Source organism: Rhizobium sp. 2YAF20 (assembly GCF_052114685.1).
Lineage (GTDB): Bacteria > Pseudomonadota > Alphaproteobacteria > Rhizobiales > Rhizobiaceae > Rhizobium.
Genome location: NZ_JBFRFF010000032.1, coordinates 20,770 through 46,794, shown reverse-complemented (window position 1 = coordinate 46,794; position 26,025 = coordinate 20,770). Strand labels below are relative to the sequence as shown.

Genomic DNA, 26,025 nt, shown 5'->3' with positions numbered 1-26,025 from the left:
GCGCCGGTCACTTTGTGGAGGAGACGATTTATGCGCGCCATCTTGGCAATCGATCAGGGTACGACCAACTCAAAGGCCATCCTGGTATCAGAAGCCGGCGGGTTGATTTCGCGGGGGGCTGCAGCTGTTGGCATCAGCTACCCTCAATCTGGATGGGTTGAGCAGGACCCAAATCGGATCTGGCAGTCTGTTTGCGAGGCCGTGAGCAGATGCCTTGAAGCCGCACCCCAAACACAAATCGAAGCCGTTGCCATCTCCAATCAACGTGAGTCGGTGACCGTCTGGGACGGTGAGACCGGCGACGCCTTGGGGCCGGTCATCAGCTGGCAGTGCCGTCGCACGGCCGCAGATTGCGGAAGACTGAACGAGCTTGGGCACGCCGAATGGGTGAAAAAGACCACCGGCCTTCCGATCGATCCGATGTTTCCCGGGTCGAAGGTGAAATGGCTGTTAGACCGGACCCCAACTGGCCGACCGGTGCGTATCGGCACTATCGACAGCTGGCTAATTCATCGTCTGTCCGGCGGCAAGCAGCACGTGTGCGACGCTTCAAACGCAGCACGAAGCCAATTGTTCGACTTGAGATCGCAGCGCTGGAGTGACGACCTCTGCAAGTTGTTTGGTGTAAGCAAGGGTGTGTTGCCGGAGGTGCTCGACAGTTCAGGACGATTCGGAACGACGGCTGGCCTTCCGGGCGTGGCCGACGGAACACCAATTTGCGCTGCCATTGGCGACAGTCATGCGGCTCTTTTCGGGCATGGCGCCTACAATGCGGGTGATGGGAAGGTGACATTTGGTACCGGCTCATCCGTGATGACGACACTGCCAAGCTTTATTGCCCCCGACAATGGGATCACGACAACGGTCGCCTGGCGCCTTGCGGGGGCGCCGACGTTTGCCTTCGAAGGAAACATACTTGTTTCTGCAGCCAGCCTACCCTGGATGGCAGACATGCTTGGGCTACCAGATGTCACAGCTTTGGTTGAGCTTGCCGCGACAGCAGGGCCTGGCGGACCCGGTTTCGTTCCCGCGTTCGTCGGCCTCGGCGCTCCTCACTGGAATTGCGATGCTCGCGCACTGTTCTCGCAGATCAATTTCAACACGACTCGTGCACAGATGGCGCGGGCAGTAACAGACTCGATTGCATTTCAGGTCAATGACGTCTTTTCTGCCATGCAAACCCAGACCGGAGGAGCCATCGGTTCTCTTTATGTTGACGGCGGGCCCAGTCAGAGCTCGTTTCTAATGCAGTGCGTCGCTGACGTTCTTGGGCACCCAGTCATTCAATGTGCCGCGCCCGAAGCATCTGCCCTCGGCGCTGCTTACCTCGCCGGGCTGTCAATTGGCATGTGGGCGGACCTCGAAACTGTGGCTCGCCTGCCGCGCGAAACCACCGTGCTGCGGCCGCGTGCTAGTGACAACAGCGAGAGCCTTAAAACATGGAATGATGCGATTGCACGCTCGACGTTCGAACCGCCGCCCGCTATTGGTGAATAAAAATTCACCGCTGGGACGAACATGGGACGCATCAATGAACTTCGTTTGATATCCCGCGTGGCGCAGATGTACCACATCGAGGGCCAACGGCAGGCCGATATCGCAAAGCGCCTGCGACTTTCGCAGGCCACCGTTTCGCGGATGCTCAAGCGGGCAGAAGCCGAAGACATTGTACGAACCACCGTAATTCCACCCGTCGGCACCTATACGGACCTGGAAGGCGCACTCCGTGCGCGCTTCAATCTGCCCGAGGCCATCGTCGTGGAATGCTCGGAGGATCGCGAGGGCGCCATCATGGCCCGGATCGGGGAGGCTGCAGCGCATCTTCTTGAGGTCACCCTGTCGGCCGGTGACATTATAGGTGTCTCGAGCTGGAGCCAGACCATTTTCAAGATGGTGGAAAACATTCATCCTCAGAAAAGCGCACAGGCAAAATATATCGTCCAAACGCTTGGCGGCATGGGCGATCCCTCCGTTCAGACACATGCGACACAGCTGACAACGAGACTGGCCCGATTGACCGGGGCTGAACCGAAACTTTTGGCCGTTCAGGGCGTGATCAGCTCAAGAGAAGCGAAACTTCTCATGATGGCCGATCCGTTTGTTCGTGAAACCATCGAGCTGTTCGGCTCAATCAGCGTCGCCATTGTCGGTATCGGCGCAGTCGAACCGTCTGAGCTTCTTGCCCGCTCCGGCAATATTTTTTCCTCGCGCGAACTGGCTGATCTCGCCGATGCTGGAGCGGTTGGGGATATTTCGCTGCGTTTTTTTGATGCGCGAGGCCAGGCGGTCAAGACCCCACTCGATGACAGAGTGATGGGGATTTCCTTGGATGATCTTGCAAAGGTCGATCGTGTAATCGCGCTTGCCGGCGGGGAGAAAAAGACGATTGCGATAGCCGGAGCGCTGCGGATTGGCATCATCGACACTCTGGTGACCGATAAATTTACCGCCCAGAAACTCATCGATCTAAATCCCGTGTGAAGACAGGGCTCGGTCATTGAAGGCATGAGGGTCGCGCTAAGGATCTTGTTACCAAACGTACAGGGGAAGATGATCGGCCTAGTTGGAGACCAACACACGGGAGGCCGTGGCCTCCGCTGGCAGTCCCGCCTGGATAGAGCGAGCTGATGCCCGCCCCCCGAACGATGCTGTCGGTGCAGGCGCGACAAGCGTATTTGGCCGCCTGCTTGAAGGAACATTATGAACTGAAAGTCGCAGTGCGCCTGTTATTCTCGCCCCATTGAGACCTGGTTGGTCGAGATATTGGCGGTCACCGATGAGGGAGCGCGACGATGCGCGGAAAGATAATGTTCCAGTAGCGCAAAGGCCTGTACGATAATGAAATTGAGTATCAGATAAATAGCTGCCGCACACAGAAAGACTTCCATCGTTCGGTAGGTCTGAGAGATCAAACGCTGCGCTACACCTGTCACTTCCCAGACGGTCACGAGGCTCGCAAGTGCGGTGGACTTCATCATCAGCACCATTTCGGTGGAATAGGACGGCAGCGCGTGTCGTAGGGCGATTGGGGCAATAATCCGGCGCACAAGCAAAAGGCCCGACATGCCGATCGCGCGTGCGGCTTCAATTTCCTTCGGTGAAACTGCACGAATGCTGCCACGAAAGATTTCAGCCGAATATCCGGCGTCGCAAAGTGCCAGCGACAGCACCGCGCAGATGAAGGGCTCGCGTAGGAATGGCCAAACGATACTGTGGCGAATAACCCCAAACTGGCCGATACCATAGAAAATCAGGAACATCTGAATAAGGAGCGGCGAGCCGCGGAAGATAAAAATGTACCCCTTGGCAAAGCCAGACAGAATGTAAGCGCACAATTCGCCGCACCTGTTCACTGAACAGCGAATGAAGGAGTCTGTGTCCACAATGGAGACTGTGGACACAATGACATTGGATATCTTGAAGGGCTCAGGGGATCTTCGGGCTGTGAAGGTTCTTTCCAACGGGAAGCGGCGTTTCGATCCCGTCGAGAAAGACCGGCTGATCGACGCTGCGATGAAGCCCGGGGTATCGGTTGCCCGTCTGGCACTGGCGCACGGCGTCAACGCCAATCAGTTACGCAACTGGGTGAAGCTTCGCCGAGATCGGCAGGCCCAGGGTGGTTTGACGGTTGTTGCAGGACAGGAAACGTCGGCCTTTGTTCCGGTGGTTGCAGCGTTGCCGATTTCGCGGCAGCCCGACATGCCGGCCCGGCCATCATCGGCAGGAATGCGGCTGATTGCGTCTTTGCCAAATGGTGTGCGGCTTGAGCTTGAGGATTTGGATGAGCGGGCCCTTTCCGCGATGATCGAAGTTTTGGGGCGGTGCAATGTTCCGGCTGGCTGACGATCTTCGCGTTTATCTTCACCGGGACCCGATCGACTTTCGTGCGGGGATCAACAGCCTGGCGATCCTGGTCGAGCAGTCGATGGGCCTGAGCCCGTTCGAGCGTGCTGTCTTCGTCTTTTGCAACCGCCGGCGCACTCGGATGAAGCTCCTGTTCTTCGAGCGGTCAGGGTTCGTGCTTGTATTGAAAGCTCTGTCCGAAGACCGGTTTCGCTGGCCCCGCCGCGAGGCGCCGGTCGTGACGCTCGATACCGAACAGTTGCGCTGGCTGCTTGACGGCATCGATCTCGACGCGATGGTGCGCCATCCTGTTCGACAATATGAGTTTGTCGGCTGAAGGCTGTTGACGAAGCGGGGCGGCTCAGATTCAAAGCTACGATGACACGAGCCGGCACCCCGACCGTTGCGGAACTGATGGCGCTTCTGGCGGCAAATGCTGCTGAGAACGCCGCGCTGCGGGTTGAGAGAGACGCCCTTGAGCAGCGTGTCTTCAAGCTCGAGGAAGAACTGGCGCTTGCGCAACTGCATCGTTTTGCGCCGCGCAGCGAAAAGCATATGGACCGCGTCTTCAATGAAGCCGAGAAGGCCGCTCTCGAGGCCGATGCTGATGAGGGCTGGGCCGACTATGACGAGACCGACGCCACTGAGCTTCCCGACACGGGATTGCCAGAGGTGGAAAAGCCCGAAGGCCGCAAGCGCGGGCGTAAACCTCTTCCGGCAAATTTGCCACGCCAACGCGTTGAATATGACCTTGCCGACGATCAGAAGACCTGTCCGTGCTGCCGCCATCCGTTGCATCGCATGGGCGAACTCGTCACCGAGCAGCTGCATATCGAGGTGAAGGCCACAGTGCTGCAGAATGCCCGGGCCAAGTATGCTTGCCGCAACTGCGAGCGCACCGATATCAGCACTCCCGTTATCATCGCGCCGATGCCCGCACAGCCCTTGCCGGGCAGTATTGCCACGGCCTCGACGCTGGCCTTTGCTCTTGTTCATAAATATGTCGACGGCACACCGCTCTATCGCCTGGCACAGGCCTTCGAGCGCGCTGGCGTCCCTGTCAGCCGTGGCGCTCTTGGCCATTGGGTGATCGGTTCCAGCGAAAAGCACCTCGTTCGCATCTACGATGCACTGAAGCAGCGGCTCTTGTCGCAGAGCGTCATTCACGGTGACGAGACCACGGTGCAGGTGCTGAAGGAAAAGGACAGGAAAGCAACCGACGGGTCCTACATCTGGGCCTATCGCAGCGGAAAGGACAGCCTCGAGCCGGTTGTACTGCTCGAATATCAGCCCGGTCGTGGGCAGGTGCATCCGCAGACTTTCCTTGGTGACTATCGCGGCATCCTGATGAGCGACGGCTATCAGGGCTGGCGCACCCTGAAGGGCGCAACGCATGTCGGGTGTATGGCTCACGCCAGGCGACGCTTCGTCAACGCCTTCAAGGCCGGGAAGAAACAAAGCGGGCCGCCCGCGCAGGCATTGAAGTTCTTCGACCAGCTCTATCGGATTGAAAGGCAGGTGCGGGACGAAAAGCCGGATGACGGCGAAACGCAGGCCGATTGCATCCGGCGCTTGCGCCAGAAGCATAGCGTTCCAGTCCTTGATGCCCTGAAGGAGTGGCTCGACAGGATGGCCCCCAAGGTCGTGCCCGACACCAAGCTCGGCGATGCGATCTCCTATACGCGAAACCAGTGGCAATATCTGACCCGCTACACCGAAGACGGCAGGATGCCGATCGACAACAATTTATTGGAACGCGATATCAGAGTTTTTGCCACTGGAAGGAAGAGCTGGCTATTTTGCGACACTGTCGACGGGGCCAAGGCAAGCGCCGTCATCTACAGCCTTATGCTGACCTGTCGCGCCTGTGGCGTCGAGCCATTCGCCTGGTTGCGACACGTCTTCACCGAATCGCCGCAGCGTCCGGACGGCGCCAATATCGACGATCTGCTTCCATTTAACTTCGCCAAATCCACTGCCGCATAAGCCGCTGCGGGCGTCACAATCCAATGCGTCAACGCGCAGCGAAATGAGCGCTTACGACAGAATAGGGTTGCTGCTAATCCGCATCCAAACGATTAGCAGCGCCAGAATGCATCCAAGCGCCACTGACAGCGAAAATAGCGCCAGCGTCATCGGTAAGGCCTTGAGCAAGGTCACCATGGTCTGGCTGAGAAATGCTATATCCATCGTACTGCGTTTCTCATGCCTTGCCGAGCGAAGCCGAAGGCATGCTGCGGTTGGCGCGCCTTTCGGCGCGGGGTGAATAGCGAACTGTAGCGGCATCCGCCTGACAGGCGGTCAGGCGCCAAGCGAATGCCGATATAAGTTACGGTGAAACGTCAGTGGCGAACCACTTCATCGAGAGCGTTTTGAGTGTCCCGTCCGCAATCACGGACTTGATCGCTTCGTTGAACTTGTCGCGGAGATCAGTATCGCTCTTGCGAAGACCTAAGCCCTCGCCTTCGCCCCAAATGGAGCCGCCAATTTCCGGACCAGTGAAGGCAAGTGCGCCCTTAGCTGCGTCAAAGGCAGTTTTGAAATAAGCAGTATCGTCGAAACCGAGGTCGATGCGCCCGTTTTGAAGGTCGAGATCACGCTCGCCGCCGGTCTTGTATTCGCGAATCGTAGCAATGGAACCGAAGTTGTCGTACACGAATCTCGCGTAGACGGTTGCCGCTTGAATGCCAATCGTCTTACCCTTGAACGCAGTCTTAAGGGCTTCTACTTCTTTCACGCCAGTCTCTCCTGGCGTCATTTTGATCAAAGAGTTGGAGCCCGGCGCCTTCATCAGGTCGCTGTCGGACGCCGTCGCAAAGGATGCCGGTGTTGAAGCGTAGGGAGCTGTGAATTCAATCGTCTGCTTTCGCTCTTCGGTAATCGACAGCGCATCCATGATGACGTCGAATTTACTTGCATTCAGTGCTGCGATCATTCCATCCCAATCGGAAGCGACGAACTTGCAGTCAAGCTCGGCGCGCTCGCAGACCGTCTTCATCAATTCAGGCTCGAAACCGCCAAGCGAACCGTCAGAGTTGGTCATGTTCCAAGGTGCATAAGCACCTTCAGTGGTGATGGTGACGGTTTTCCATTCCTTTGCTGTGGCCGGAATGGTTGCCGTGGCCAACGCAATGGCCGCGGCACCGAAAAGTGTTTTCAAATTCATCGTTTTTGTTCTCCACTCTGGTTGATTTTTTATCGCCGTCGGTCTTTTTGCCGACTGCCGATGATGTTGGCGGCTCTACGAGCCGCCATAATTTTCAATTGGTTGGCACAGCTGTGAAAATCATTGAGGCCCAGAAGCAGGAGCTGGCGAAAAGACAAGCCATCCTTTCGGAGATTTTGAGTGGCTTCGATCTGCACAGTTATCCGACCTCCACTCATGCATGGCTGCGACTGCCCGAACCATGGAGAGGCGCCGGGTTTGCAAGAACCTGTCTGCAACGCGGCGTGAGCGTTCTGCCGGGTGATGCCTTCGCCGTCGGGCGTGAGCCGGTCCAGCACGGTGTCCGTATCAATATCGGCGCCGCACGTTCCCAGGAAGATCTGCGCCGTGCGTTGAAAATCATGCGCGAACTGCTCGACGCCGGCCATCTGCAAATCCCAGGGTTTGTTTAGGAACGTCGATGCGCAATCCAGAAAACACGGAAATTGCGATTATCGGCGCGGGCGTCGTGGGTCTCGCCATTGCGCTCAGGCTTGCCTGCGAAGGGCACGAAGTCCTGCTGATCGATCCCAACGAACCCGGCTCCGGCGCCTCCTACGGGAACGCAGGCACATTTGCCGACTACGCATGCGTGCCGGTGGGCAACCCGGACATTCTGAAAAGCCTGCCGCATCTTTTGTTGCACAAGGACAGTCCGTTTTCATTGCGCTGGCCGACCGCGCTTCAACTCACGCCATGGATCGCGCAGTTTGCCTATCAGTCGCTCCCCGCCCCTGCCCGCGCCAACGCAATCGCGCTTGCCGGTCTGCTCAAGGAGGCATTGCCGGCCTGGGAGGAGATGGCCACCGAGGCCGGGGCGCAATTCTTGCTGCGGCGAAACGGCTGCCTCTACCTGCAACCGCGCGCGAAATCCTTTTCCAGTACATCATGGGCTCATACGATACGGTCGGAACTCGGCGTCCATCAGGAAATCCTGAGCGCACGACAGGTGGCGGCGCTCGAACCGACACTCCCCCCGTTCGAAGGGACCGGAATCCTTTTCCCCGATTCCATGAACGTGACGGATCCGGCCGAACTGATGCGTCACCTCTTAGCCGCAGCAGAAGCCAAAGGCGTGACATTTTGTCAAGCGCGGGTGGACGGCTTGTCTGCGGCAAAGGACGGCACGCGCCTGGTTGGATCCAATTTTGCACTTGATGCAAAGACTGTCGTCATCGCGGCGGGCGCATTCTCCAGAGGGCTGGCATCGCAGGCAGGCGACAATATCCCTCTGGAAACAGAACGCGGTTACCATCTGGAATACGAAACGGAGAGCCCGCGTCTTCAACGCCCGGTTTGCCCCACGCATCTCGGATTCTACATGACGCCGCTGACCGGCAAGCTACGTGTTGCAGGTACCGTCGAATTGGGCGGAACGGATGGCGCGGCCAACATGCGCCGTTTTGATTTTCTGGATTGCGGCGTCCGTCGGCATTTCCCAGACATCGGGCGTCCCTCGGCAAAATGGCTTGGCTTCAGGCCGTCTCTTCCGGACTCGCGCCCGGTGATAGGCCGCAGCCGCACTAGTTCCAACATTCTTTACGCGTTTGGCCATGGTCATCTTGGATTGACGCTCGCGGCCGTGACGAGCCGCTTAATTGCAAACCTCGTTGGGCGAAACACTGATGAAACGGTCGCCGGGGATTTTTCGCCGAAACGCTTTCGAAAGTGAATGAAGCGTCTCGCGTCACCATCTGTCCATTTCCAAAAGCAGACCCGCATTATCTCGTCGACGCCGCGGCGATTTCCTCAAGTGAAGCTGCTTATCGCTGCCGTCGACAGTGCAACGCAGCGCAGTGTTTCGCCCAGTTTACGCGCAACGCTCCAATATTGCAGAATGCCCCGAAAGCCATTCAAAGTCAGTGACCCGCTTTTTTGATTTTCCAATCTGGCCGGCGATTGCAATCGAAGGCGATCCGCTTGTGCCGCCAGGCTCTGCAGAGCAACGCTCCGCGTATCCGCTCACGGGGCCCATCCAGATCTGATGTCGCTGAGATCTTGCCGGTGGGCGACAGGTCACGCTTTTGCCGACGAGATGAAGAGGTCAAGGCACCAGGCGGTACCACAGCATAGCTCAATGCGAGCATTGCCGTTTGGATGGAGGGTCATCGCCTCCGCTCCACACCCCACGGTGTCCGGGTAGGTTCCGTTGAACGAAAGCACTAGCCGGGCGCCCTTATGTAGCCCTTTGGCAAAAGTCCAATCTACAATATTCTCAAAAACTGAGTGCGGCCTCGATTTTTGGCGGGGCCGGAGACCGTAGCCCTGCAGAACTCGCAGCGGCGGGGCTACGGTTTCAATTTTGTCGGCCGAAGCTGCCTACGACGGCGGAACGAAACGCTGATGGGTGGGTTGACCGTTGTTCGCTGAACCCCAACTCGCCGACACCCAGAGGCAAGGCGTCACCCATTGCCCATTTTTACCGTAGCCGACTATCCCCAGAACCAGGACTTGTTGACCTCGCCCCGGGCCTCGGAGCGGGTCAGACCAATGTCGCAAAGCCGCTCGTCGGTGAGTTCGGAGAGGACCTGTCGGCTACGGCGCTTGTCTGACCAGTGAAGCAGCGCGCGCAGCACGATTGCCCGCAGGCGGATCGGCTTCCGTCTCCCTTTGTCAGCGGGCAGGTTCTCGACATCGTTCGTCATTGCAGAATATCCTCACTCAAAATCCATCTCTGACGGGTCCCACGGGATCGGCGAACCCCTTGCGGCTTATGGCTGCCAGGAATGTTTCCGATGGGCGCAGCCAGATTAGAATGCTCTGGCGCAGGCTCCGAAAGAAGCTTATGGAACTGATGGAATCGATAAGGAATTCTTTGGTGCTCAACCTCGATCAGATCGCCGCCTTCGTCAACGTTGTCGACCTCGGCAGCTTCACGGCCGCCGCCGACAAAGCTGGATTGACGCAGCCTGCCGTAAGCCTGCAGGTCAAGCTACTCGAGCGACGGCTTGGCGTCCGGCTGATCGAGCGCGTTGGACGGCGGGCACAGCCGTCTCCGGCCGGCGTCGAACTGCTCGCCCATGCGCGCCGGATTCTTGAGGACTGTTCGTCTGCCCAGGAAGCCATGACACCTTACAGGGAAGGTGCCGTCGGACGGGTACGGATCGGCAGCGGCGGCACGGCGTCCATCCACCTCCTGCCCCGTGCCATCGCGGCGGCAAAGAAGCGCATGCCGGGACTGGAGATCATCGTCCGCATCGGCAACACGGGTGAGGTGCTCAGAGATCTGGAAACCAACGCGTTGGACCTCGCAGTTGTGACGCTCCCTGCCTCTGGGCGCTCACTGGCGATCGAACCGTTCTATGACGACGAACTCCTTGCCGTCGCCCCTAAGGGGAGCATGATGCCGGAGGAAGGCCCGGATGCGGAATTTCTGAATGGCAAGATCCTGATGCTCTACGAGGGCGGCAACACCCGACGTACGACCGACGAATGGTTCGAAGCGGCGGGCATCCGTAGCCAGGCCGCCATGGAATTCGGCAGCGTTGAAGCGATCAAGGAGTTGGTGGCGGCGGGACTAGGCTGGTCGGTGCTTCCCGGTCTGGCTTTGAAGCGTGATCGTGCGAGCTACCTCACGACATCGCCTGTGAAGCCGAGGCTAGTCCGTCAGCTCGGAATGGTTGTCCGGCGTGACAAGCATCTGACAAAGGGCCTGCGCGAAGTCATGAGATGTCTTCGCGCGTTCAAGGACTAACTCAAGTCAGCCTCGGCCTGGCAACGCCTCCTCCCAAACGCCCCGCCATCAGAATTCCAGCCAGCCGGTATGCATCTCATAGAAACCGGCCGGCTGTGACTGGCTGAGACTCGGTGTCTTGGTCTTAGAACACGACGCATCGCCAGATTTGGGGCTCCTTCTTCGAGGCAAAAGTCGCGCGGTTCCTTTGAAAAGCGTCGATAACCAAAACATGTGTAAATTCCTAGGAAGTCCGAACATGGGGTGTGGCCTCATATTGCATCTGCGACAGGCAGGGAGCACCGAGCCTCGGCGGTGGAGATTGGCCCGGTATCGACACGCACCACCCATGTTCCAGCGCGTCGACCCCGCGAAATAGGCGCGATAGATCCTGCGCGCAGAGATATGAGCCAGGACCGAACTCCGTATCGTTTATTTGTGTGATGACATCGTCCTGGACACAGAAGCGAGAGAGTGGCCAACCATCTGCGACCTGGCAGGCTTGACGGCAGAATGTGGGATCATTGAGTTTCACGGGACAGCTCTCAGCAGAAGACGTGAGCAGCACCGGGATCGAAATCCAAATGCACGCGATCGCCACGGCTAAGCCCTATGATCGCCTCATGGCCGAATGGCAGGCGCACAGCCAGCGCCTCGCCCGCCGCCGTTTCGGTTGAAACGTGAACGTTGTTGCCAAGGAAGGTGATGTCGCTGACAGTCGCGGCGAGACCCTTTGATGCCCCCCCATTGCGCGACAGCCTGATACGCTCGGGCCTCAGCATTAGGGCTGCCCTGGTGCCGGAGGCAGCTTTGCCATGCACGGGGATCTGGTTGAACACCGCGTCGCCACCAATGGAGATGGTCGCCTGTCCATCGGCCGACGACAGAAGATCGCAAGAGATGAAGTCGCTGTCGCCGATGAATTCGGCAACAAAGCGGGTCCGTGGGTTGGCATAGAGCTCGGGGCCAGTCCCGATCTGATCGATGACCCCCTTCGAGAATACGGCGATGCGATCGGAAAGGCGCAGCGCCTCCTCCTGGTCGTGCGTCACGTAGAGGATCGTCACTTCAGTCTGTTGGTGGATCCGGCGTATTTCGTGCTGGATTTCCTCGCGCAGCTTCTTGTCCAGCGCAGAAAGCGGCTCATCCATCAATAGTACCGGCGGATCATAGGCAAGCGCTCTTGCAAGGGCGACGCGCTGCTGTTGGCCGCCGGACATTTGCGCAGGCTTGCGGTCCTCGAACCCTTCGAGCCTGACAAGGCGCAACATCTCCTTGACCTTGGTGTCGATCTCGATCTTCGTCTTGCGCCTGACCTTCAGCGGAAACGCTATGTTCTCACCCACGGTGAGATGTGGAAACAGGGTGTAGCGTTGGAAAACCATGCCAATGTTGCGCTTGTGCGACGGCGTGGTCAGCAGGGTCTTCCCCTCAAGGGTGATGTCTCCCTTCGTCGGATTTTCAAAGCCGGCCAGGATGTAGAGGGTGGTGCTCTTGCCCGATCCGGACGGCCCGAGAAAGGTCAGGAACTCGCCACGCCGAACGTCGAGATTGACATCATGCACAGCGACAATCGGGCCGTACTCCTTGCGGATACCTCTGATCTGAAGGAAAGAATCGTTCATTGTTTCAGTACCTTGCGTGCGACGGCGACAAGGGCCATCAAGATGATCGTCAAGAGAATGAGCAGGGTCGATGCGGCGGCCACGACCGGCGTCAGGTCTTGCCGCAGCGTGGCCCAAACCTTCACGGGCAGTGTCTGAAGCGTCGGGCTGGACATGAAGATTGCCACCACGACCTCATCCCAGGACGTCAGGAACGAGAAGACGGCCGCAGAAAACAGCCCATGGCTGATCGCAGGCAGAGTGACCCTGATCTTTGCTTCCAAAGGAGATGCCCCGCAAAGCACGGCCGCGTCCTCGATCGATTTGTCGAAACCTTCCAGCGCATTGGAGATAGAAAGAATCGAGAATGGCAATGCCAGAACGAGGTGGGATATCACGAAACCCACCATCGTCCCTCCAAGGCCAATTCGCAGGAAGAAGGCGTAGAGGGCAACCGCCAGAACCACAACGGGAAGGATCATCGGGGTGAGGAAAAGAGCCTTCAGGGCATCCCTGAACATGAACGAGCCTCGGACCAATCCGAAGGATGTCACAAGTCCGAGCAGAACCGATAAAATCGTCACAATGACGGCGATCTTGAAACTCGTCCAAGCCGATTCCAGCCAGCGCGGATCAGCAAAGAGATCACTGTACCATTGAAGCGTCCAGCCGGGAGGTGGGAAGATCAACCACTGCGATGAGCCGAAGGACAGTGCGGCAATAAAGATGATCGGCAGCAATAGGAAGGCTGCGGTGAGAACCGTTATCGCGAGAAGAATGTATTTCCACCAGCCAAGGCGGTCGAAATTGAGCAACATATCAATGTCCTCCCGCGTTCTGGCTGCGGACGAAGCGCAACTGCACGGCATAAAGCGATAGCGTCACAACGAGGAGAACCAGTGCCGCCGCGCCTCCCATTCCCCAGTTGACCAGCGACTGCACGAATTGCGCGATCAGCTCGGCAAGCATCATGTTCGCCGTACCGCCCAGAAGCGACGGAGTGACGAAGTAGCCGAGTGACATAACGAAGACCATAAGTGCACCGGCCGCCATGCCCGGCATGGCTAAAGGCAGGAGAACTCGCGTAAGACATTGCCATCGGTTCGCCCCGCAGAGCGCTGCTGCCTGCAGGGTCGACGGGTCAATCTTTTTGATCACACCGTAGAGCGGCAGGATGATGAAAGGCAGCATGATGTAGGTCATGCCGATCGTGACACCGGTCAGATTGTTCACGAGCGCTAGAGGCCTGTCGATCAGGCCCATGCCCATCAGCATCTTGTTGATAAGACCCGTCCGTTGCAACAACACCATCCAGGCATAGGTGCGCGCAAGCAGGTTGGTCCACATCGACAAGAGCAAGATTGCAAAAACCACGGACGCCAGCCGTCCAGGCATAATCGCCAAAGCCCATGCGACAGGAAAGCCGATCAGCAGCGATATCGCGGTGACGAGGCTCGAGACGATGAAGGTGTTGGCGAATATCTTGAGATAAGTCGAGGATCCGAGCAATTCTACATAGTTGCCAAGACCGGGCACGGGTTCCAACACGCTTCGCAGCAATAGCGCCGCGACAGGAGCGATGAAAAAGATGCCGACGAATATGAGAGCCGGAAGAGCCGCGCCGAAACCTGTCTGCCTGGACGCCTTTGGCACCGGCACAGCCAGGCTGGAAGCACCACTATAGATCGACATGAAAGTCCTCCCGTCGGCGAATTCAAACAGGCGCCAACATCCTATTGCCGGGACGGGCGCTGCGGTCTAGGCACGGCGCGCATTCACACGCCGTGCCTGCTGAATGGCAGTTCCGGACTACTTGGCCTGCCACGCGTACCAGAGTTTGCCGATCGCATCGCGGTTGTCCGCCCAATAGGCCATATTGGCATTGACCTGGCTTGCCGTCTGCTGGTCAGGAAGCGTCTTTGCAGTCTCAGGATCCATCAATTTCGCTGAGCCGATATTGGTCGGCGCGTACCCGGTTGCCTTTGCAAACTTGGCCTGCGCGTCCGCGGATGTCGCCAGTGCAATGAACTTCATCGCGGCCTGGAGGTTCGGCGCGCCCTTTGGCACGACGAGCGAATCCGCTGCAGTGATATTCTGTTTCCACGACGTTTCGGTTTTGATGCCACTGGCGGCAAGCGCGGTCATTCGACCATTCCAAATGCTGCCGAACGGCGCTTCGGCTGATGCAAGCAGTTGCTGCGACTGCGCACCGCTCGACCACCAGACGATATCGGACTTGATGGTATCGAGCTTCTTGAAGGCGCGATCGAGATCTAGCGGATAGAGCTTGTCGGCCGGAACGCCGTCGGCCAGCAATGCAGCCTCAATCACGCCGGGTGCCGACCACTTATAGAAGGTGCGCTTGCCGGGGAATTTCGCAGTGTCGAAAAGGTCCGCCCATGTCTTCGGGCAGGCGCTGACGGCATCGACATTACAGCCGATCACGAAGGAATAGTAGAAGCTGCCAACCGAGTAATCGGTGACAAAGCGCGGATCGAGCTTGGACTTGTCGATGATAGAGAAGTCCAGCTTTTCTAGCTGGCCGCTTTTGCCTGCTTGCGCGGCGTAGTCACCTTCGACATCAACGACGTCCCAAGTTACCTGACCGGCCTCAACCATGGCCTTCAGCTTGCCATAGTCGGTGGGGCCGTCCTGTAAGACATTGGTGCCGGTTTTGGCGATGAACGGGCTAGCCCATGCAGACCTCTGCGCGTCCTGCGTCGTCCCTCCCCAACTCGAAAAGACGAGATTGTCGGCCTTGGCTGTAGCGGATACAGCCATGAGAGCGGCAAATGCCGCAAATGCGAATGTCGTTTTCATGTTCCCTTATCCTTGTTTTGGTTGGTCTAGGTCTGCGTTATGCCGTCAGCGGGCTTGGCTCCTTGGGAGAGAAGTTTGCTGGCTTCATAATCTTGTTCTCCGCCACCTCGATCAGGTCGCGAATCTTGGGCAGGAAAGCCTGCCACCGTGGATCGGCCACCAGCCTTTGGCGCCGTGCATCCCGATCGTCCAAGCTGGTGAATGCCCAGATATGGACGATCTCGTTGATGGTGCCGATCTCCGAAAAGAGGTAACCGACCAGCGTGCCGAGATGGCTCTTCTGGATTTCGATTCCCTCATCCTCGACCAGCTTGAGATATTGCGGGATGGCGCCGTTCTTCAGTCTGTAGGTCCGGATCTCGTAGAACATTGGCGTCACCTCATCACGAAGGGATCGGGGATCGGATCGTCTGACGTGCGCAGCCAGATCGTCTTTGTGCGGGTATAGTCGAGTGCTGCCGCCATGCCGCCTTCCCGGCCATGGCCCGAAAGGCCAAAGCCACCGAACGGAGCGATTGGCGATACGGCGCGGTAGGTATTGACCCAGACGATGCCTGTTCGCAGACCTTTCATCAGACGATGAGCGCGGGTTAGGTTCTGCGTAAAAACGCCCGATGCCAGGCCGTAGCGGCTATCGTTTGCAAGCCTCAGTGCCTCGGCCTCAGTCTCGAACGACACAACGGAAAGGACAGGACCGAAAAATTCTTCGACAAGGGACGGCGAGGAAACGTCGTCGCAGTCGAGAATTGTGGGCGGAAAATAATATCCGTCGCCGCCCATTTTTTGGCCGCCCGTAACAAGACGGGCGCCACTTTCAACTGACCTGGTGATAAGGGCCGAGATGTTATCCAGCTGACGCTGTGTGGCGAGTGGGCCGACTTCGGTTGCCATGTCAAGCGGAGCGCCAATCTTGATTGCCTCTGCTTTCTGCCTCAGCAACGCAACGAACCTATCCTTCACGCTGCGCTCAATGATCAGCCGCGATCCGGCTACGCAGCTTTGTCCGGTAGCGGCAAAGATGCCGGCGACCTGGGCGTTGGCTGCGCTTGCAAGGTCGGCGTCGGCAAAGACAATGAAGGGCGATTTGCCACCAAGTTCGAGCGAAGTGGACGCAAGGTTCTCCGCCGAGTTGCGAACGACGTGCCGTGCAGTTTCCGGTCCGCCTGTGAAGGCGACGTGCGCGACCTTCGGATGACGGCCAAGCGCTGCCCCGCAGGATGCGCCAAAGCCGGTGATGATGTTGACGACGCCGGCCGGAAAGCCTGCCTCATGAACGAGGCGCGCAAATTCGAGAAGCGGTGCCGGGCCATCTTCGGAGGCCTTGACCACCATAGTGCAGCCGGCAGCCAGCGCCGGTCCGATCTTCACGGCGGAGAGAAACAACTGGCTGTTCCAAGGCACGACCATCGCAACGACGCCGATCGGTTCGCGGCGCAGCCAGACGTCCATGTCGGGCTTGTCGATCGGCAGATAGGATCCCTCGATCTTGTCGGCGATACCGGCATAATAGCGGTAATAGTCGGCGACATAAGCAATCTGAGCGGATGTCTCGCGGATGATCTTGCCGGTGTCTCGCGTCTCAAGTTCGGCAAGCGTCTGAGCGTTTGCAGCAACGAGGTCAGCAAGCTTGTAGAGCAGCCGGCCACGTTGCGTCGCGGTCATCTTCGACCACGGCCCTTCATACATTGCCCTGTCGGCGGCACTCACAGCACGATCGACATCCGCTTCGCGTGCTTCCGGCATCTCCGCCCAGACCTTGCCGGACGCGGGATCGATGCTTGGATAGCGAGCTTCGCCATCGGAGAATTCGCCGTCGATATAATATTGGAAACGCTGCATGGGCTTCACTCCGCAAATGCTGGCATGACCTCGGCGATGAAGCGCTCGAGCGACGCTTTTTTGCGTTCGAAGCTCATGCCGGTGTCGATCCAGAAGGAGTATTCGTCGTAGCCGAGCGCTTCGTAGGATTTGAGGCGGCCAATGACAGTTTGCGCGTTTCCGACGACGTTGTTTGTGACCATGACCTCAGCCGAGAGCATTGCGTTCGATTGGATATCCTCGTCCGGAATGCGTTCAATCAGGCCCTGCGCTATCGGCTTTTCGTTTTTGAACCAGGCAAAGAAATAGTTGTAGTAGACGCTCAATTCGTGTGCGGCCTGGGCGATATCCTGCGCGCTGCAGCCGACATAGGTGTGCCGAAGCAGCATGATCTTCGGCCGGTCTATGTCCGGGTTCTTGGCGCAGGCGTCGTTGAAGCGGCTCATCAGCGTCTGGACTTCGTCATCGCCCTGCCACAGCGGCGTCACCTGAACATTGCACCCGTTGGCAACTGCAAATTCGTGCGAGTTCGGATCACGTGCGGCGACCCAAATCGGCGGGTGCGGGTGCTGCAGCGGCTTTGGTGCCGAGGTCGTCGATGGGAACTTGAAGAATTCGCCGTCATGGGCGTAGTCGCCCTTCCATACACCTTTAATGGCCGGGATGAGTTCACGCATTCGCTGGCCAGCGCTCCAGGCATCAAGACCGGGCAACAGCCGCTCGTATTCGAAGGAGTAAGCACCGCGGGCAATTCCGATGTCGAGCCTGCCGTCGCAGATGATATCTGTCATCGCCGCTTCGCCAGCCAGCTTGATTGGGTGCCAGAAGGGCGCGATAATAGTCCCGGTTCCAAGCCTTGCCTGCGTCGTGCGGCGGGCCAGATCGGCAATGGTGACAAACGGATTCGGCGCGATGGTAAAGTCCATCCCGTGGTGCTCGCCCGTCCAGATTGCGTGCATACCGCCCTTGTCGGCGATCTCACAGAGCGCGACGAATTCCTCGTAGAGACTCTTGTGGCTTTGTGCGGCGTCGAGCCGCTCCATATGAACAAAGAGAGAGAATTTCATCGCTGTGTGCCCTTGACTGGAATTGGACGAACCGTACCTACAGTCTCATCGCCGAAATAGACGCCGAAATTGCCAATCGAGCTTTCCATCGCGAAACGCGCGATGATATCTGCGGTCGAACTGGTCTTGAAGCGTGCCTGAGACAACGCATCGGGCTTTAAGAATTTGCCGTTTAAAGGCTCACCTGACGAAGCCGACGCGCGATAGACGATATGTTGCTTGCCGTCGCTTTTCCCTTCGTAGACCGAATAGAGAAAACCGATGCTGACCTTCAGTCCCGTGAGTGTCTCCAGGTATTCCTGGAGCTTTTCCGTCGGGCTGCCATCGTCGGCCTCACAGGCAGGCAGCGAGTGGATATCATTACCCAGAAGCAGAACCTCACCGCGGCGTTCGACAACAGCCCCAAGTTCCATGTTGCCTTCGGTTGCCGCCGAAACCGCCTTGCTCGCCAGGATTGGTGTGAAATAGCCGCCGCGCGCGTAGCCGAGGCCGTTGCGCCCGCTATTGTCGAAAGTCTCGACGCGTCCCATCAAAATGACGTGGTCGCCAGCCTCGATGACCTGTTCCATGGCACATTCAAACCATGCGGCGACATTCGAGAATATCGGGGCACCGGCCGCGCCTTTAGCCCAATCGACCGCCGCAAATCTGTCTTCGACTGGTCGTGCGAATGTGTTGGACACGTCCTTTTGCGTTTCGGAGAGCACATTGATGGCAAAGTGCCGGGCTCCCGTCATCGTTGCGTAATTGCGCGATGTCTTGGCAAGGCAGACAAGCAGGAGCGGCGGATTGAGTGATACGGAAGTGAACGAATTGGCGGTAAAGCCGATCGGGTTTCCGGCCTCGTCTGAGGCGGTCACCACCGTCACGCCTGTTGGAAACGCACCGAAGGCGTCGCGCAATGCCCTTGGATCAACAGCCTGCGTCATCATGGTGTTCCCTCCCCGAGCGATAGCCACTCCGCAAGCAGTGAGTTTACGATTGCCGGAGCGGTCAAGTTGACCATATGGCGATGGCCTTCGACGATACGGACCAAGCCCTGAGGCGCGCGCGCGGCCATTTGGCTCGCCATCGAAGGCGTCGAGTTCGGATCATCCGAACCCGTCAGAAACAGTGCCGGACCTGCTACGTCTTTCCAGCGATCAGCATAGGTCTCGTCTCCACCCGCAAATGCGGCGTACGCGACAGCATAGCCCTGCGGATCGACAAGGTTCAGCCATTTTCGCGTCAGTTCACGGGCGGTAGCGCCATCAGGATTGTCGCCAAACCATCGAAGCAACGGCCCCTCCTTGTCGACACCCGACTGAGGAATTGCTGCGGCACGCGCCAGCACGGCAGCCTTAGCTTGTGGGTCGCGCTTGTACACACCATTGAGGTAGCCGACCCGTTTGATACGGTTTCCAAACGTCGCAGCGGCGCCTCCCGACACCAGTGCACCCATGGAGTGCCCGGCAACATTTACAGTGTCGAGTGCCATGTCATCCAGAAAGCGTCCGAACCAGGCGACAAACGCCTCAAGAGAACTGCCCACAGGCAGCTTCGCGCTTTCGCCATGTCCAGGCATATCGACGGCGATCACGCGATGGGTTGCAGATAGCGATGCGATCTGCGGCGCCCAGGCTTCGAGCCGCATGCCGACGCCGTGGATTAGGACAAGCGGCTCGCCGGCCCCTTTTTCGTGGTAGCTCGTTCCACCTAGGGTCTGGCTCCGGGCAAAGATTGCTTCGGCATTTGCTGTAGCGCTCTGCGTGGTTGATCCAGCGGTCAGCATGTCAGCGCCAGCCCTCTCAAACGCCGGCCGGATTGGCGACGTCTTGCCCCAGATCCTTGAGATCCTGGTAGCGGTCGCCAATGCGGTGATGTGGACGCCCACCCACAGACGCGCCGAGAGCTACGACAATCTCGTCGGCGGCCGGCGCATCGGGAATTGATGTCTGAATGGTGAGGTAATGCGAGCGGCGTCCTTCGTCGTTCTTGTCCATCAAAGGGATCATGATCGGCGCGTTGGCAGGGCCGCGTGTGTTGCAAAAGGCGAGATAAGACTTGGCGCCCACGGCATGGCGATAGAAATTTCCGAAGCGAAGAGTGTGAATGAGCGCGGATGCATGTTCGATCTCTCCGTCCAGGCCAACGACAGCCGACTTTCCATAGGCTTCGACTGTCTCACCGGAGCCAACGGCGTCGATGATCATCTTGGTCAACAGTTCGCCAAGGATCGGGGCGGCAGCATGAATGTCGGGCTTGAGGTCTTCAACAAAGCCGCGGCCAGCCCAGGGGTTCTTCACAACCGCAAACGCGGAAAACAACTTCAACGGAACCGGCGCTAATCTACCGCCCTCAATTAGCGTCGTCTCGATCAGAAGCCCTGTCTTACGAATTTGAATGGTCATCGAACACCTCAGTTTTAAGACTATGTATTATGGTATACCATAATACATACGCGTCAAGTTGGTTTCTTCGAAGGGGGAAAATTCGAAGGGAGACGCAAAATATCCTTTTAGGACAGAGGTTTAGTAGATCTAATGGATCCCTAAACCTCAGCAAGCAGATGGCTGCCAACTGCTATCCAGACCAAGAACTCAGATTTTTCCGAGCGAGTTCGCGACGTCGAGCATGCTCGCGATCTCCGACACCCCTCACCCGGACACGGATTGGCCTCACTGCACCTTGCGCAAGCCGCCCGACCTGTCTCGCGAAGTTTGGTATCAAGCTTGCAATGCGGCTTTGCCTGCTTTTCCGCGAGGCACGCTTCAAGTGGAAGGTAAGGGGAGATATCTTCCAACCGCCCCACGACATAACGGGAGCGCCAGCTGTTTATTCGGTGGGTGTCGTTGCGGATAGAACCGTCTCGGCAATGGCGCTTGCACGAGCGACGTGGTCCATCGCCGCTTTGTATGCGCCCTCACCATCGCCGCGGCGGATCGCTTCCACGATCTTCGACATTTGGAGCGGACCCTCAATATCGCGATTGTCTGTTTTGATCGTCATCGAACGCAGATGGTTTATGCGCACTGTAAGGAGGTTTACGACACCCCAGGCGACATGCCTGTCGACCATCGTGAACAGTGCCTGATAGAAAGAAGAGGTGTGCGCCAACACGCCGTGCATATTCTTGTCGCGATAGCTATCGCGGATTCCCTGCAGCGACGCTTCCAGCGCTGCCACGATCTCAGGACTGCCGCGTTCCGCACACAGCCGAGCCGCCATGCCCTCGAGTGCACCGCGGATCTCATAGATCTGCTTGGCTTCCTTAAGGTCGAGCTGGGCAACGATCGGACCTTTGTTTGGCAGATTGGCAACCAGCCCTTCTGATTCCAGATGCCTCAAGACCTCGCGCACGATCGTTCGGCTCACGCCCAGCTGGGCGCACAGGTCCCGCTCGACAAGTCGATCTCCCGGGCGGAAATACCCGTCCACAATGGCTTCGCGGACCTTGTCGAGCGCGAGTTCTCGCAAGGTCTTTGCGGGACGCTCCACTCTAATCGCCATGCCCTTGAGAACACCGCTCATTCTGCACCTCTATGTTAGATGTGGCTTCGCACACTCTACTTCCGTCGCCGGAAACCGATTAGCATCGTATTATGGCGTACCAAATACTGTAGCGGTCGGCGGTAGGCAATTCAACCAACGCCGTTCGATATCCAGGACGACCAACCCATACGCTTGGACGCATAGCTGCCGCGTTCGGCGGAACGCCACCGTGCGATTGCCTTTCAGGAAGATCCGATCGTTGTAAGTGTGGGTGCGGAAGCCATATTCGACACCAGGCCGAAGGTCACCTGCCTGTTCTCCTGTGTCAGCCCTTCATAGTTCGGCCTTGGCCGAATCATTCCTGGGCCATTTCACGATAGAGGGAAAGGAGATTTCATAAGCCACTCCGACGCGAGACGACCATGACAGAAAAAAAGACGGATGCGAAAATAGAACTCACGCTTCTTCTCGTGCTCGCGACCCTGTGGGGAGCGTCCTATACATTCATCAAAATCGCCGTGGAAACGATCCCGCCGGTGACCCTGATCGCTACCCGCACCTTGATTGCTGGCGCGGTCCTCCTTGCGATCATCAGGGCGCGCGGATTGGCCTTGCCACGAGATGCCGCGACATGGCGGCGGTTCCTGTTTCAGGCATGCCTTAACAGCGTGGTGCCTTTTACGCTGATTGCCTGGGCAGAGCGCACCATAGATGCAGGACCAGCTGCAATACTGAATTCAACGACGCCCATTTTTGCTTTCCTGCTAACGGCCCTCCTCACACGCCACGAGCCCTTGACAGGCCGCAAGCTGTTCGGTGTCGTTGCCGGTATCGCCGGCACTTGCCTTATCATCGGCGTCGAGGCGTTTCATGGCCTTGGCGATGAACTGCCAGCACAGCTTGCCGTCGTCGCCGCCACAGTCTGCTACGCGGGAGCGGCTATCTTCGGTCGGGGATTCAAGGGGCTTGATCCGATCATGCCGGCTGCCGGATCGCTCATCTGCGGCGCGATCATGCTCTTTCCCATCAGCCTTGTTGTTGATCGGCCGTGGGCTTTGAGGCCCTCGTTTGCATCGATCCTCGCCTTGCTCGGCCTCTCGGTGTTTTCGACCGCCCTCGCGTTCGTCATCTATTTCCGACTCCTTCACACACTCGGCTCGGTTGCTACGGCCGCTCAGGCCTACCTCCGGGTCCCGATCGGCGTGGCGATCGGACTCTTATTTCTCGGTGAAACCATGACCTCTACCGCGTGGGTGGGGTTGGCCTGCGTCATTGCAGGTGTAGCCGCGATGACCATTCCCGCCCGCAAGCCGGCGTTGGCCGGCTGAGAGCAAGAACCGCATGCCGTGGCTCGCGGCTACTCCTTATCGGCTTCAACCGTCCGATTTCAACTTGCCCGCCGTCGCCCAGGCATCTTTCGGAATTTCGGTGATTAGGATCTCCACGCTTTCAAGCGGGCAGACCAGCGTTTCGACCACGATACGGGTTGCTTCGCGCACAAACGCTTTCTTCTGCTCGATCGTACGTCCGGGGTGCATTTTCAGCTGCAAGATTGGCATGACATATCCTTTGCTTTGCAAATGGCGCATCAGAACGAGGCGCTGACGCTGCAAAATATCTAACGGCTTGCCGAGGAGATAAATGGGCGCCAGAGTGCATCATTCCAAACCAATGGGTTCTTAATCGTGGACAAGCTGGCCGGCATGAGAATGTTCGTTAAAGTCGTCGAAAGCGGAAGTTTTGCCGCTGCCGCTGAGGCTGATGGTGTATCTGCAACAATGGTCGCAAAGCACATTCGCACGATCGAGCAGCGCCTCGGCGCGCGATTGCTTCATCGCACGACGCGTCGGCATCAACTGACCGAGGTAGGCCGGCTTTACTATGAGCGTAGCAAACACGCTCTCACCGAGGTGGAAGCAGCAGAAGCGAGTGCTTCGGAACTGCAGGCAAGTCCACGCGGTCGGCTAAGGCTGGTGGCGCCCGTCAGCTTTGGAAGTGAAAGCCTTGCGCCTGCGCTCGTCATGTATCTGGATCAGAACCCGGAGGTCAGCGTTGAACTGATCCTAGACAACCGCGCCCCGGATTTGATCAGCGACGGATACGAGTTGGGTATCCATATTGGCGAGATGAATGCCTCCGACCTCGTTGCTCGGCCGTTGAAGCCATACCGTCGGATACTCGCAGCCGCACCCTCTTATCTGGAGCGGTACGGAAGGCCAGAAAGGCCTGAGCAGTTGAGCAATCATCAGTGCCTTGGCCTGTCATACTGGCGCAAGCAGGGTATTTGGCATCTGGTTGGACCAGATGGCGAAGTCTGTGAGGTACCAGTGACGGGCCGCTTCACGACAAACCAGGGCGCGGCATTACGTGTCGCGGCCATATGCGGAGCTGGCATCGTCTTGCAGCCAGAGTTGCTACTGGCTGATGACCTCGCTGGCGGGCGCCTTGAGCCCGTTTTGCCGGATTGGTCATATAGGCCAGTGCCTATGTATCTCGTCTATCAGCAGGATCGACGGCCTACGGCAATGCTTCGAAGTGCAATTGATTTTCTGATCGCACGCTTCGGCTGATCTTACTGAGAGAGGGAATGTCGCAGGTCGCCTAGAGCGCATCGCGCCGATGCGCGTCCCGTCGATCGCATCTGCGCGATCGTCAAAATCGCGACCACTCGTTCCAGGGGAACGGGGGGCGCAGGCTGGCCTGGCCCTCGAGTTGCAGTCAGCAGCACTGCCACATCAACTCGCCTTGCCGTGTTCCAACCGTCAGAGCTTTGATTCGGCTCCGTCCGACGCCTTGTTGATCTTTGCGACCACGTTTGCCGCCACATCTTCCGGGATCGATATCTTCAGCCGGCCCTCGAGAGTGGCAAAAATCCCGAAGAAAGAGTTCGTGCAGTGTGTCAGTGCACGATCCGAACCGTCCTTGGGGATTCCGCATCGCTCGGCCAAGTAGGCGCGGAGCACGGACCTTGCATGGGGGTTGGAAAGCGGCGTTCCTGTTGTGACCTTAGGCGACGTTCGGGGCATAGTTCGGGAACATTACCGTGACCTGAGCTTTCGCGTCGCCCGCAAGGGCGGATGGCTCGTTAGATCCCACCACATCGCGTCATAGACTTAAGGAAATTGCGAGGAATGGCGTGCGATGCTGCCAGCGGGCATTCATCCAATGTTCAGACGAACCTGATCATGCTTGGAGAAGTTGTTTCGCTGAGTCGAACATCTATATCTTATGGCGCGATGCGCCGGAGGCAGTCATGGTCAAGAAGACAATTCTCTCGGTTTTCCTTGTTGCTACGTTTGCAAGCAGCGCATTGACCCCAGGCAGCGTCGTACAGGCGCAGCAATTTGATGACCCGCCGCCGTATCGTCACGAAGACTGGCGCGACCCGCCGCCGCCCGAACGGCATCATCATCATCACAATGGAAGTGCAATCGCAGGCGGTGTGGCGGCAGGGCTCATTGGTGGGATAATCGGCGGCGCGATCGCAAACGGCGGGGCGTACGAGCCTCCGCCGCCGCCGCCTAGATGCTGGTACGAGAGCCGCCCAGTTCAAAACGAATATGATGACGGATGGCATAATGAGCGAATGCGCGTCTGTGAATGAGAGCCGCAATCGTCTCTGATCTGAGAGTGGAGCGACGTGATGTTCAGCACCCCATCATTGGCGCGGTGTCGGGCGGAACGTGACAACACAAGCGCTCGCCGATTGCCGTATGCGGACGGTGGTAAGCTGCGGCGAAGAATGTTGAAACGCCTCATGCGAGGGGGATCCGGACCTACCGCCCCGCAATTGAATGGCTTACTCGCAGCGCTCATGCCCGGTCGATTGTCCAGCAATGGATTTATCCAAAAACCGGAGACGGCGCCGTTTGCAGTGCCCAGCGAACCGCTACCCCGCTAACTCGTATCCCATATCGACAACGCCGCTCTTTTGCGGCGGCGGATGACACATAACGCACAGTACAGCGAGCCTTGGCCAATGATCGCGACCATGACTGCGGTCCATGTATCTGCCTGCCCGTTGTTGGCTGTGCGGCTGAGCAGGGCACCAACAATCAACAGTGTGCCGTTCCACACAGCGCTGCCGAGAAAGGTGGCGGTGGCAAAAGCACCAATCCTCACGCAGAGGGCGCCGAGAGCCAGCGATGAGTAAACGCGAACTGCCGGCAACAGTTGCAGGCCCGCGATACCGATGAAATCGACGCGACCAAACGTCGTTAGCCACCGGCTTGCGACTACTCCACCCAATCGAGATCCCAGTGCATGCTTGGGCGAGGCAGTCCTTCCTTTGCACAAGAGCCTGCCTATTACGTACCAGCAGATCGACCCGGCCGTTGATCCGAGTGCAGTAGCCGCGGCCAATATGGCTATATCCACCGGACCGTGCACGCACCGCATGCCCAGGAACAGATAGACACCGGCCGAGGGGAGGACCAGTGCAAGCTTTTCGACACATCCGATGATCATGACGCTGAGAAGCCCATTAGAGAACGGAACCACAAGAAAATCTGCCGTTTCCAACCC

26 protein-coding genes and 3 pseudogenes are annotated in these 26,025 nt (G+C 58.1%); 11 read left to right on the top strand and 18 right to left on the bottom strand.

Features of this window, described 5'->3' with window-relative positions; all coding sequences use genetic code 11:
• Positions 1 to 30: 30 nt before the first annotated feature.
• Both AB4Z52_RS27055 and AB4Z52_RS27050 read left to right on the top strand, forming a co-directional pair.
• A complete protein-coding gene (locus AB4Z52_RS27055) occupies positions 31 to 1,497 on the top strand; it encodes an FGGY family carbohydrate kinase (RefSeq protein WP_442220982.1) in 1,467 nt (488 codons plus the stop codon).
• 21 nt (positions 1,498 to 1,518) lie between these two features.
• Entirely contained in the window at positions 1,519 to 2,481 is a 963-nt protein-coding gene (locus AB4Z52_RS27050) for a sugar-binding transcriptional regulator (protein WP_442220981.1), read from the top strand.
• Positions 2,482 to 2,726: 245 nt separating this feature from the next.
• Here AB4Z52_RS27050 and AB4Z52_RS27045 read toward each other — a convergent pair.
• Positions 2,727 to 3,323 (bottom strand): annotated as a pseudogene (locus AB4Z52_RS27045) (ABC transporter permease); the annotation flags it as partial.
• A gap of 79 nt (positions 3,324 to 3,402) precedes the next feature.
• On the opposite strand from AB4Z52_RS27045, the gene tnpA reads away from it, so the two are divergent.
• From tnpA to tnpC, 3 genes are read left to right on the top strand one after another with little or no spacing between them, the layout of a single operon-like run.
• On the top strand, positions 3,403 to 3,843 hold the full coding sequence (tnpA, locus tag AB4Z52_RS27040) for an IS66-like element accessory protein TnpA (protein ID WP_442220980.1): 441 nt from the start codon (positions 3,403 to 3,405) through the stop codon (positions 3,841 to 3,843).
• Positions 3,827 to 4,180 (top strand): IS66 family insertion sequence element accessory protein TnpB, encoded by a 354-nt coding sequence (gene tnpB / locus AB4Z52_RS27035; protein ID WP_018240906.1) that lies wholly within the window; start codon positions 3,827 to 3,829, stop codon positions 4,178 to 4,180. The genes tnpA and tnpB overlap by 17 nt, the downstream gene beginning before the upstream one ends.
• 41 nt (positions 4,181 to 4,221) lie before the next feature.
• Positions 4,222 to 5,829 (top strand): IS66 family transposase, encoded by a 1,608-nt coding sequence (gene tnpC, locus AB4Z52_RS27030; protein ID WP_442220979.1) that lies wholly within the window; start codon positions 4,222 to 4,224, stop codon positions 5,827 to 5,829.
• A 54-nt stretch (positions 5,830 to 5,883) separates the two neighbouring features.
• On the opposite strand, the pseudogene AB4Z52_RS27025 reads toward tnpC, so the two are convergent.
• Together AB4Z52_RS27025 and AB4Z52_RS27020 are read right to left on the bottom strand one after the other, a co-directional pair.
• Positions 5,884 to 6,033 (bottom strand): annotated as a pseudogene (locus AB4Z52_RS27025) (ABC transporter permease); the annotation flags it as partial.
• Positions 6,034 to 6,172: 139 nt separating this feature from the next.
• Complete coding sequence (locus AB4Z52_RS27020) at positions 6,173 to 7,009, bottom strand: transporter substrate-binding domain-containing protein (RefSeq protein ID WP_442220978.1); 837 nt, start codon at positions 7,007 to 7,009, stop codon at positions 6,173 to 6,175.
• Between AB4Z52_RS27020 and AB4Z52_RS27015 the strand changes: the two genes are divergently transcribed.
• Positions 6,994 to 7,461 carry a hypothetical protein gene (locus tag AB4Z52_RS27015; protein WP_442220977.1) on the top strand — a complete coding sequence of 156 codons (468 nt, stop codon included), beginning with the start codon at positions 6,994 to 6,996 and terminating at the stop codon, positions 7,459 to 7,461. The genes AB4Z52_RS27020 and AB4Z52_RS27015 overlap by 16 nt on opposite strands.
• 8 nt (positions 7,462 to 7,469) lie before the next feature.
• Positions 7,470 to 8,720 (top strand): NAD(P)/FAD-dependent oxidoreductase, encoded by a 1,251-nt coding sequence (locus AB4Z52_RS27010; protein ID WP_442220976.1) that lies wholly within the window; start codon positions 7,470 to 7,472, stop codon positions 8,718 to 8,720.
• A 760-nt stretch (positions 8,721 to 9,480) separates the two neighbouring features.
• Here the strand turns inward: AB4Z52_RS27010 and AB4Z52_RS27005 are convergent.
• Positions 9,481 to 9,693, bottom strand: a complete 213-nt coding sequence (locus AB4Z52_RS27005) for a DUF1127 domain-containing protein (RefSeq protein WP_442220975.1) — start codon at positions 9,691 to 9,693, stop codon at positions 9,481 to 9,483.
• Positions 9,694 to 9,842: 149 nt separating this feature from the next.
• On the opposite strand from AB4Z52_RS27005, the gene AB4Z52_RS27000 reads away from it, so the two are divergent.
• Positions 9,843 to 10,742, top strand: a complete 900-nt coding sequence (locus AB4Z52_RS27000) for a LysR family transcriptional regulator (RefSeq protein WP_442221008.1) — start codon at positions 9,843 to 9,845, stop codon at positions 10,740 to 10,742.
• Between the two features lie 284 nt (positions 10,743 to 11,026).
• On the opposite strand, the pseudogene AB4Z52_RS26995 reads toward AB4Z52_RS27000, so the two are convergent.
• From AB4Z52_RS26995 to AB4Z52_RS26940, 12 genes and pseudogenes are all read right to left on the bottom strand, one after another.
• Positions 11,027 to 11,199 (bottom strand): annotated as a pseudogene (locus AB4Z52_RS26995) (aldehyde dehydrogenase family protein); the annotation flags it as partial.
• Between the two features lie 67 nt (positions 11,200 to 11,266).
• Positions 11,267 to 12,346 carry an ABC transporter ATP-binding protein gene (locus tag AB4Z52_RS26990; RefSeq protein WP_442220974.1) on the bottom strand — a complete coding sequence of 360 codons (1,080 nt, stop codon included), beginning with the start codon at positions 12,344 to 12,346 and terminating at the stop codon, positions 11,267 to 11,269.
• Positions 12,343 to 13,143, bottom strand: coding sequence for an ABC transporter permease (locus AB4Z52_RS26985; protein ID WP_442220973.1), 801 nt, complete (start codon positions 13,141 to 13,143; stop codon positions 12,343 to 12,345). The genes AB4Z52_RS26990 and AB4Z52_RS26985 overlap by 4 nt, the downstream gene beginning before the upstream one ends.
• A 1-nt stretch (position 13,144) precedes the next feature.
• Complete coding sequence (locus AB4Z52_RS26980) at positions 13,145 to 14,017, bottom strand: ABC transporter permease (RefSeq protein ID WP_442220972.1); 873 nt, start codon at positions 14,015 to 14,017, stop codon at positions 13,145 to 13,147.
• 117 nt (positions 14,018 to 14,134) lie between these two features.
• Positions 14,135 to 15,145, bottom strand: coding sequence for a polyamine ABC transporter substrate-binding protein (locus AB4Z52_RS26975; protein ID WP_442220971.1), 1,011 nt, complete (start codon positions 15,143 to 15,145; stop codon positions 14,135 to 14,137).
• A 37-nt stretch (positions 15,146 to 15,182) separates the two neighbouring features.
• Positions 15,183 to 15,515 carry an NIPSNAP family protein gene (locus AB4Z52_RS26970; RefSeq protein ID WP_442220970.1) on the bottom strand — a complete coding sequence of 111 codons (333 nt, stop codon included), beginning with the start codon at positions 15,513 to 15,515 and terminating at the stop codon, positions 15,183 to 15,185.
• A gap of 5 nt (positions 15,516 to 15,520) precedes the next feature.
• Positions 15,521 to 16,984 carry an aldehyde dehydrogenase gene (locus AB4Z52_RS26965; protein ID WP_442220969.1) on the bottom strand — a complete coding sequence of 488 codons (1,464 nt, stop codon included), beginning with the start codon at positions 16,982 to 16,984 and terminating at the stop codon, positions 15,521 to 15,523.
• 5 nt (positions 16,985 to 16,989) lie between these two features.
• Positions 16,990 to 18,030 carry an LLM class flavin-dependent oxidoreductase gene (locus AB4Z52_RS26960; protein WP_442220968.1) on the bottom strand — a complete coding sequence of 347 codons (1,041 nt, stop codon included), beginning with the start codon at positions 18,028 to 18,030 and terminating at the stop codon, positions 16,990 to 16,992.
• Complete coding sequence (locus tag AB4Z52_RS26955) at positions 18,027 to 18,962, bottom strand: flavin reductase (protein WP_442220967.1); 936 nt, start codon at positions 18,960 to 18,962, stop codon at positions 18,027 to 18,029. Before AB4Z52_RS26955 ends, AB4Z52_RS26960 begins: the two co-directional genes overlap by 4 nt.
• Entirely contained in the window at positions 18,959 to 19,801 is an 843-nt protein-coding gene (locus AB4Z52_RS26950; protein ID WP_442220966.1) for an alpha/beta fold hydrolase, read from the bottom strand. Before AB4Z52_RS26950 ends, AB4Z52_RS26955 begins: the two co-directional genes overlap by 4 nt.
• Before the next feature lie 16 nt (positions 19,802 to 19,817).
• Entirely contained in the window at positions 19,818 to 20,420 is a 603-nt protein-coding gene (locus AB4Z52_RS26945; protein WP_442220965.1) for an amino acid synthesis family protein, read from the bottom strand.
• A gap of 424 nt (positions 20,421 to 20,844) precedes the next feature.
• Positions 20,845 to 21,540 carry a GntR family transcriptional regulator gene (locus AB4Z52_RS26940; protein WP_442220964.1) on the bottom strand — a complete coding sequence of 232 codons (696 nt, stop codon included), beginning with the start codon at positions 21,538 to 21,540 and terminating at the stop codon, positions 20,845 to 20,847.
• Positions 21,541 to 21,923: 383 nt separating this feature from the next.
• On the opposite strand from AB4Z52_RS26940, the gene AB4Z52_RS26935 reads away from it, so the two are divergent.
• The gene (locus tag AB4Z52_RS26935; RefSeq protein WP_442220963.1) at positions 21,924 to 22,829 is read left to right on the top strand and encodes a DMT family transporter; all 906 of its coding nucleotides are present in this window, start codon (positions 21,924 to 21,926) and stop codon (positions 22,827 to 22,829) included.
• Positions 22,830 to 22,874: 45 nt separating this feature from the next.
• On the opposite strand, the gene AB4Z52_RS26930 is transcribed toward AB4Z52_RS26935, so the two are convergent.
• Positions 22,875 to 23,060 carry a 4-oxalocrotonate tautomerase gene (locus tag AB4Z52_RS26930; protein ID WP_442220962.1) on the bottom strand — a complete coding sequence of 62 codons (186 nt, stop codon included), beginning with the start codon at positions 23,058 to 23,060 and terminating at the stop codon, positions 22,875 to 22,877.
• Positions 23,061 to 23,186: 126 nt separating this feature from the next.
• Between AB4Z52_RS26930 and AB4Z52_RS26925 the strand changes: the two genes are divergently transcribed.
• Both AB4Z52_RS26925 and AB4Z52_RS26920 read left to right on the top strand, forming a co-directional pair.
• Complete coding sequence (locus tag AB4Z52_RS26925; protein WP_442220961.1) at positions 23,187 to 24,071, top strand: LysR family transcriptional regulator; 885 nt, start codon at positions 23,187 to 23,189, stop codon at positions 24,069 to 24,071.
• A 683-nt stretch (positions 24,072 to 24,754) separates the two neighbouring features.
• On the top strand, positions 24,755 to 25,105 hold the full coding sequence (locus tag AB4Z52_RS26920; protein WP_442220960.1) for a hypothetical protein: 351 nt from the start codon (positions 24,755 to 24,757) through the stop codon (positions 25,103 to 25,105).
• A 293-nt stretch (positions 25,106 to 25,398) separates the two neighbouring features.
• Here AB4Z52_RS26920 and AB4Z52_RS26915 read toward each other — a convergent pair whose 3' ends face one another.
• Positions 25,399 to 26,022 carry a DedA family protein gene (locus AB4Z52_RS26915; protein ID WP_442220959.1) on the bottom strand — a complete coding sequence of 208 codons (624 nt, stop codon included), beginning with the start codon at positions 26,020 to 26,022 and terminating at the stop codon, positions 25,399 to 25,401.
• Positions 26,023 to 26,025: the final 3 nt, after the last annotated feature.

Excerpts from the sequence above, each read along its gene's own strand:
- AB4Z52_RS27055 (WP_442220982.1), top strand. The coding sequence starts at position 31 with ATGCGCGCCATCTTGGCAATCGATCAGGGTACGACCAACTCAAAGGCC.
- AB4Z52_RS27050 (WP_442220981.1), top strand. The coding sequence starts at position 1,519 with ATGGGACGCATCAATGAACTTCGTTTGATATCCCGCGTGGCGCAGATG.
- tnpA (WP_442220980.1), top strand. The coding sequence starts at position 3,403 with ATGACATTGGATATCTTGAAGGGCTCAGGGGATCTTCGGGCTGTGAAG.
- tnpB (WP_018240906.1), top strand. The coding sequence starts at position 3,827 with ATGTTCCGGCTGGCTGACGATCTTCGCGTTTATCTTCACCGGGACCCG.
- tnpC (WP_442220979.1), top strand. The coding sequence starts at position 4,222 with ATGACACGAGCCGGCACCCCGACCGTTGCGGAACTGATGGCGCTTCTG.
- AB4Z52_RS27020 (WP_442220978.1), bottom strand. The coding sequence starts at position 7,009 with ATGAATTTGAAAACACTTTTCGGTGCCGCGGCCATTGCGTTGGCCACG.
- AB4Z52_RS27010 (WP_442220976.1), top strand. The coding sequence starts at position 7,470 with ATGCGCAATCCAGAAAACACGGAAATTGCGATTATCGGCGCGGGCGTC.
- AB4Z52_RS27005 (WP_442220975.1), bottom strand. The coding sequence starts at position 9,693 with ATGACGAACGATGTCGAGAACCTGCCCGCTGACAAAGGGAGACGGAAG.
- AB4Z52_RS27000 (WP_442221008.1), top strand. The coding sequence starts at position 9,843 with ATGGAATCGATAAGGAATTCTTTGGTGCTCAACCTCGATCAGATCGCC.
- AB4Z52_RS26990 (WP_442220974.1), bottom strand. The coding sequence starts at position 12,346 with ATGAACGATTCTTTCCTTCAGATCAGAGGTATCCGCAAGGAGTACGGC.
- AB4Z52_RS26985 (WP_442220973.1), bottom strand. The coding sequence starts at position 13,143 with ATGTTGCTCAATTTCGACCGCCTTGGCTGGTGGAAATACATTCTTCTC.
- AB4Z52_RS26980 (WP_442220972.1), bottom strand. The coding sequence starts at position 14,017 with ATGTCGATCTATAGTGGTGCTTCCAGCCTGGCTGTGCCGGTGCCAAAG.
- AB4Z52_RS26975 (WP_442220971.1), bottom strand. The coding sequence starts at position 15,145 with ATGAAAACGACATTCGCATTTGCGGCATTTGCCGCTCTCATGGCTGTA.
- AB4Z52_RS26970 (WP_442220970.1), bottom strand. The coding sequence starts at position 15,515 with ATGTTCTACGAGATCCGGACCTACAGACTGAAGAACGGCGCCATCCCG.
- AB4Z52_RS26965 (WP_442220969.1), bottom strand. The coding sequence starts at position 16,984 with ATGCAGCGTTTCCAATATTATATCGACGGCGAATTCTCCGATGGCGAA.
- AB4Z52_RS26960 (WP_442220968.1), bottom strand. The coding sequence starts at position 18,030 with ATGAAATTCTCTCTCTTTGTTCATATGGAGCGGCTCGACGCCGCACAA.
- AB4Z52_RS26955 (WP_442220967.1), bottom strand. The coding sequence starts at position 18,962 with ATGATGACGCAGGCTGTTGATCCAAGGGCATTGCGCGACGCCTTCGGT.
- AB4Z52_RS26950 (WP_442220966.1), bottom strand. The coding sequence starts at position 19,801 with ATGCTGACCGCTGGATCAACCACGCAGAGCGCTACAGCAAATGCCGAA.
- AB4Z52_RS26945 (WP_442220965.1), bottom strand. The coding sequence starts at position 20,420 with ATGACCATTCAAATTCGTAAGACAGGGCTTCTGATCGAGACGACGCTA.
- AB4Z52_RS26940 (WP_442220964.1), bottom strand. The coding sequence starts at position 21,540 with ATGAGCGGTGTTCTCAAGGGCATGGCGATTAGAGTGGAGCGTCCCGCA.
- AB4Z52_RS26935 (WP_442220963.1), top strand. The coding sequence starts at position 21,924 with ATGACAGAAAAAAAGACGGATGCGAAAATAGAACTCACGCTTCTTCTC.
- AB4Z52_RS26930 (WP_442220962.1), bottom strand. The coding sequence starts at position 23,060 with ATGCCAATCTTGCAGCTGAAAATGCACCCCGGACGTACGATCGAGCAG.
- AB4Z52_RS26920 (WP_442220960.1), top strand. The coding sequence starts at position 24,755 with ATGGTCAAGAAGACAATTCTCTCGGTTTTCCTTGTTGCTACGTTTGCA.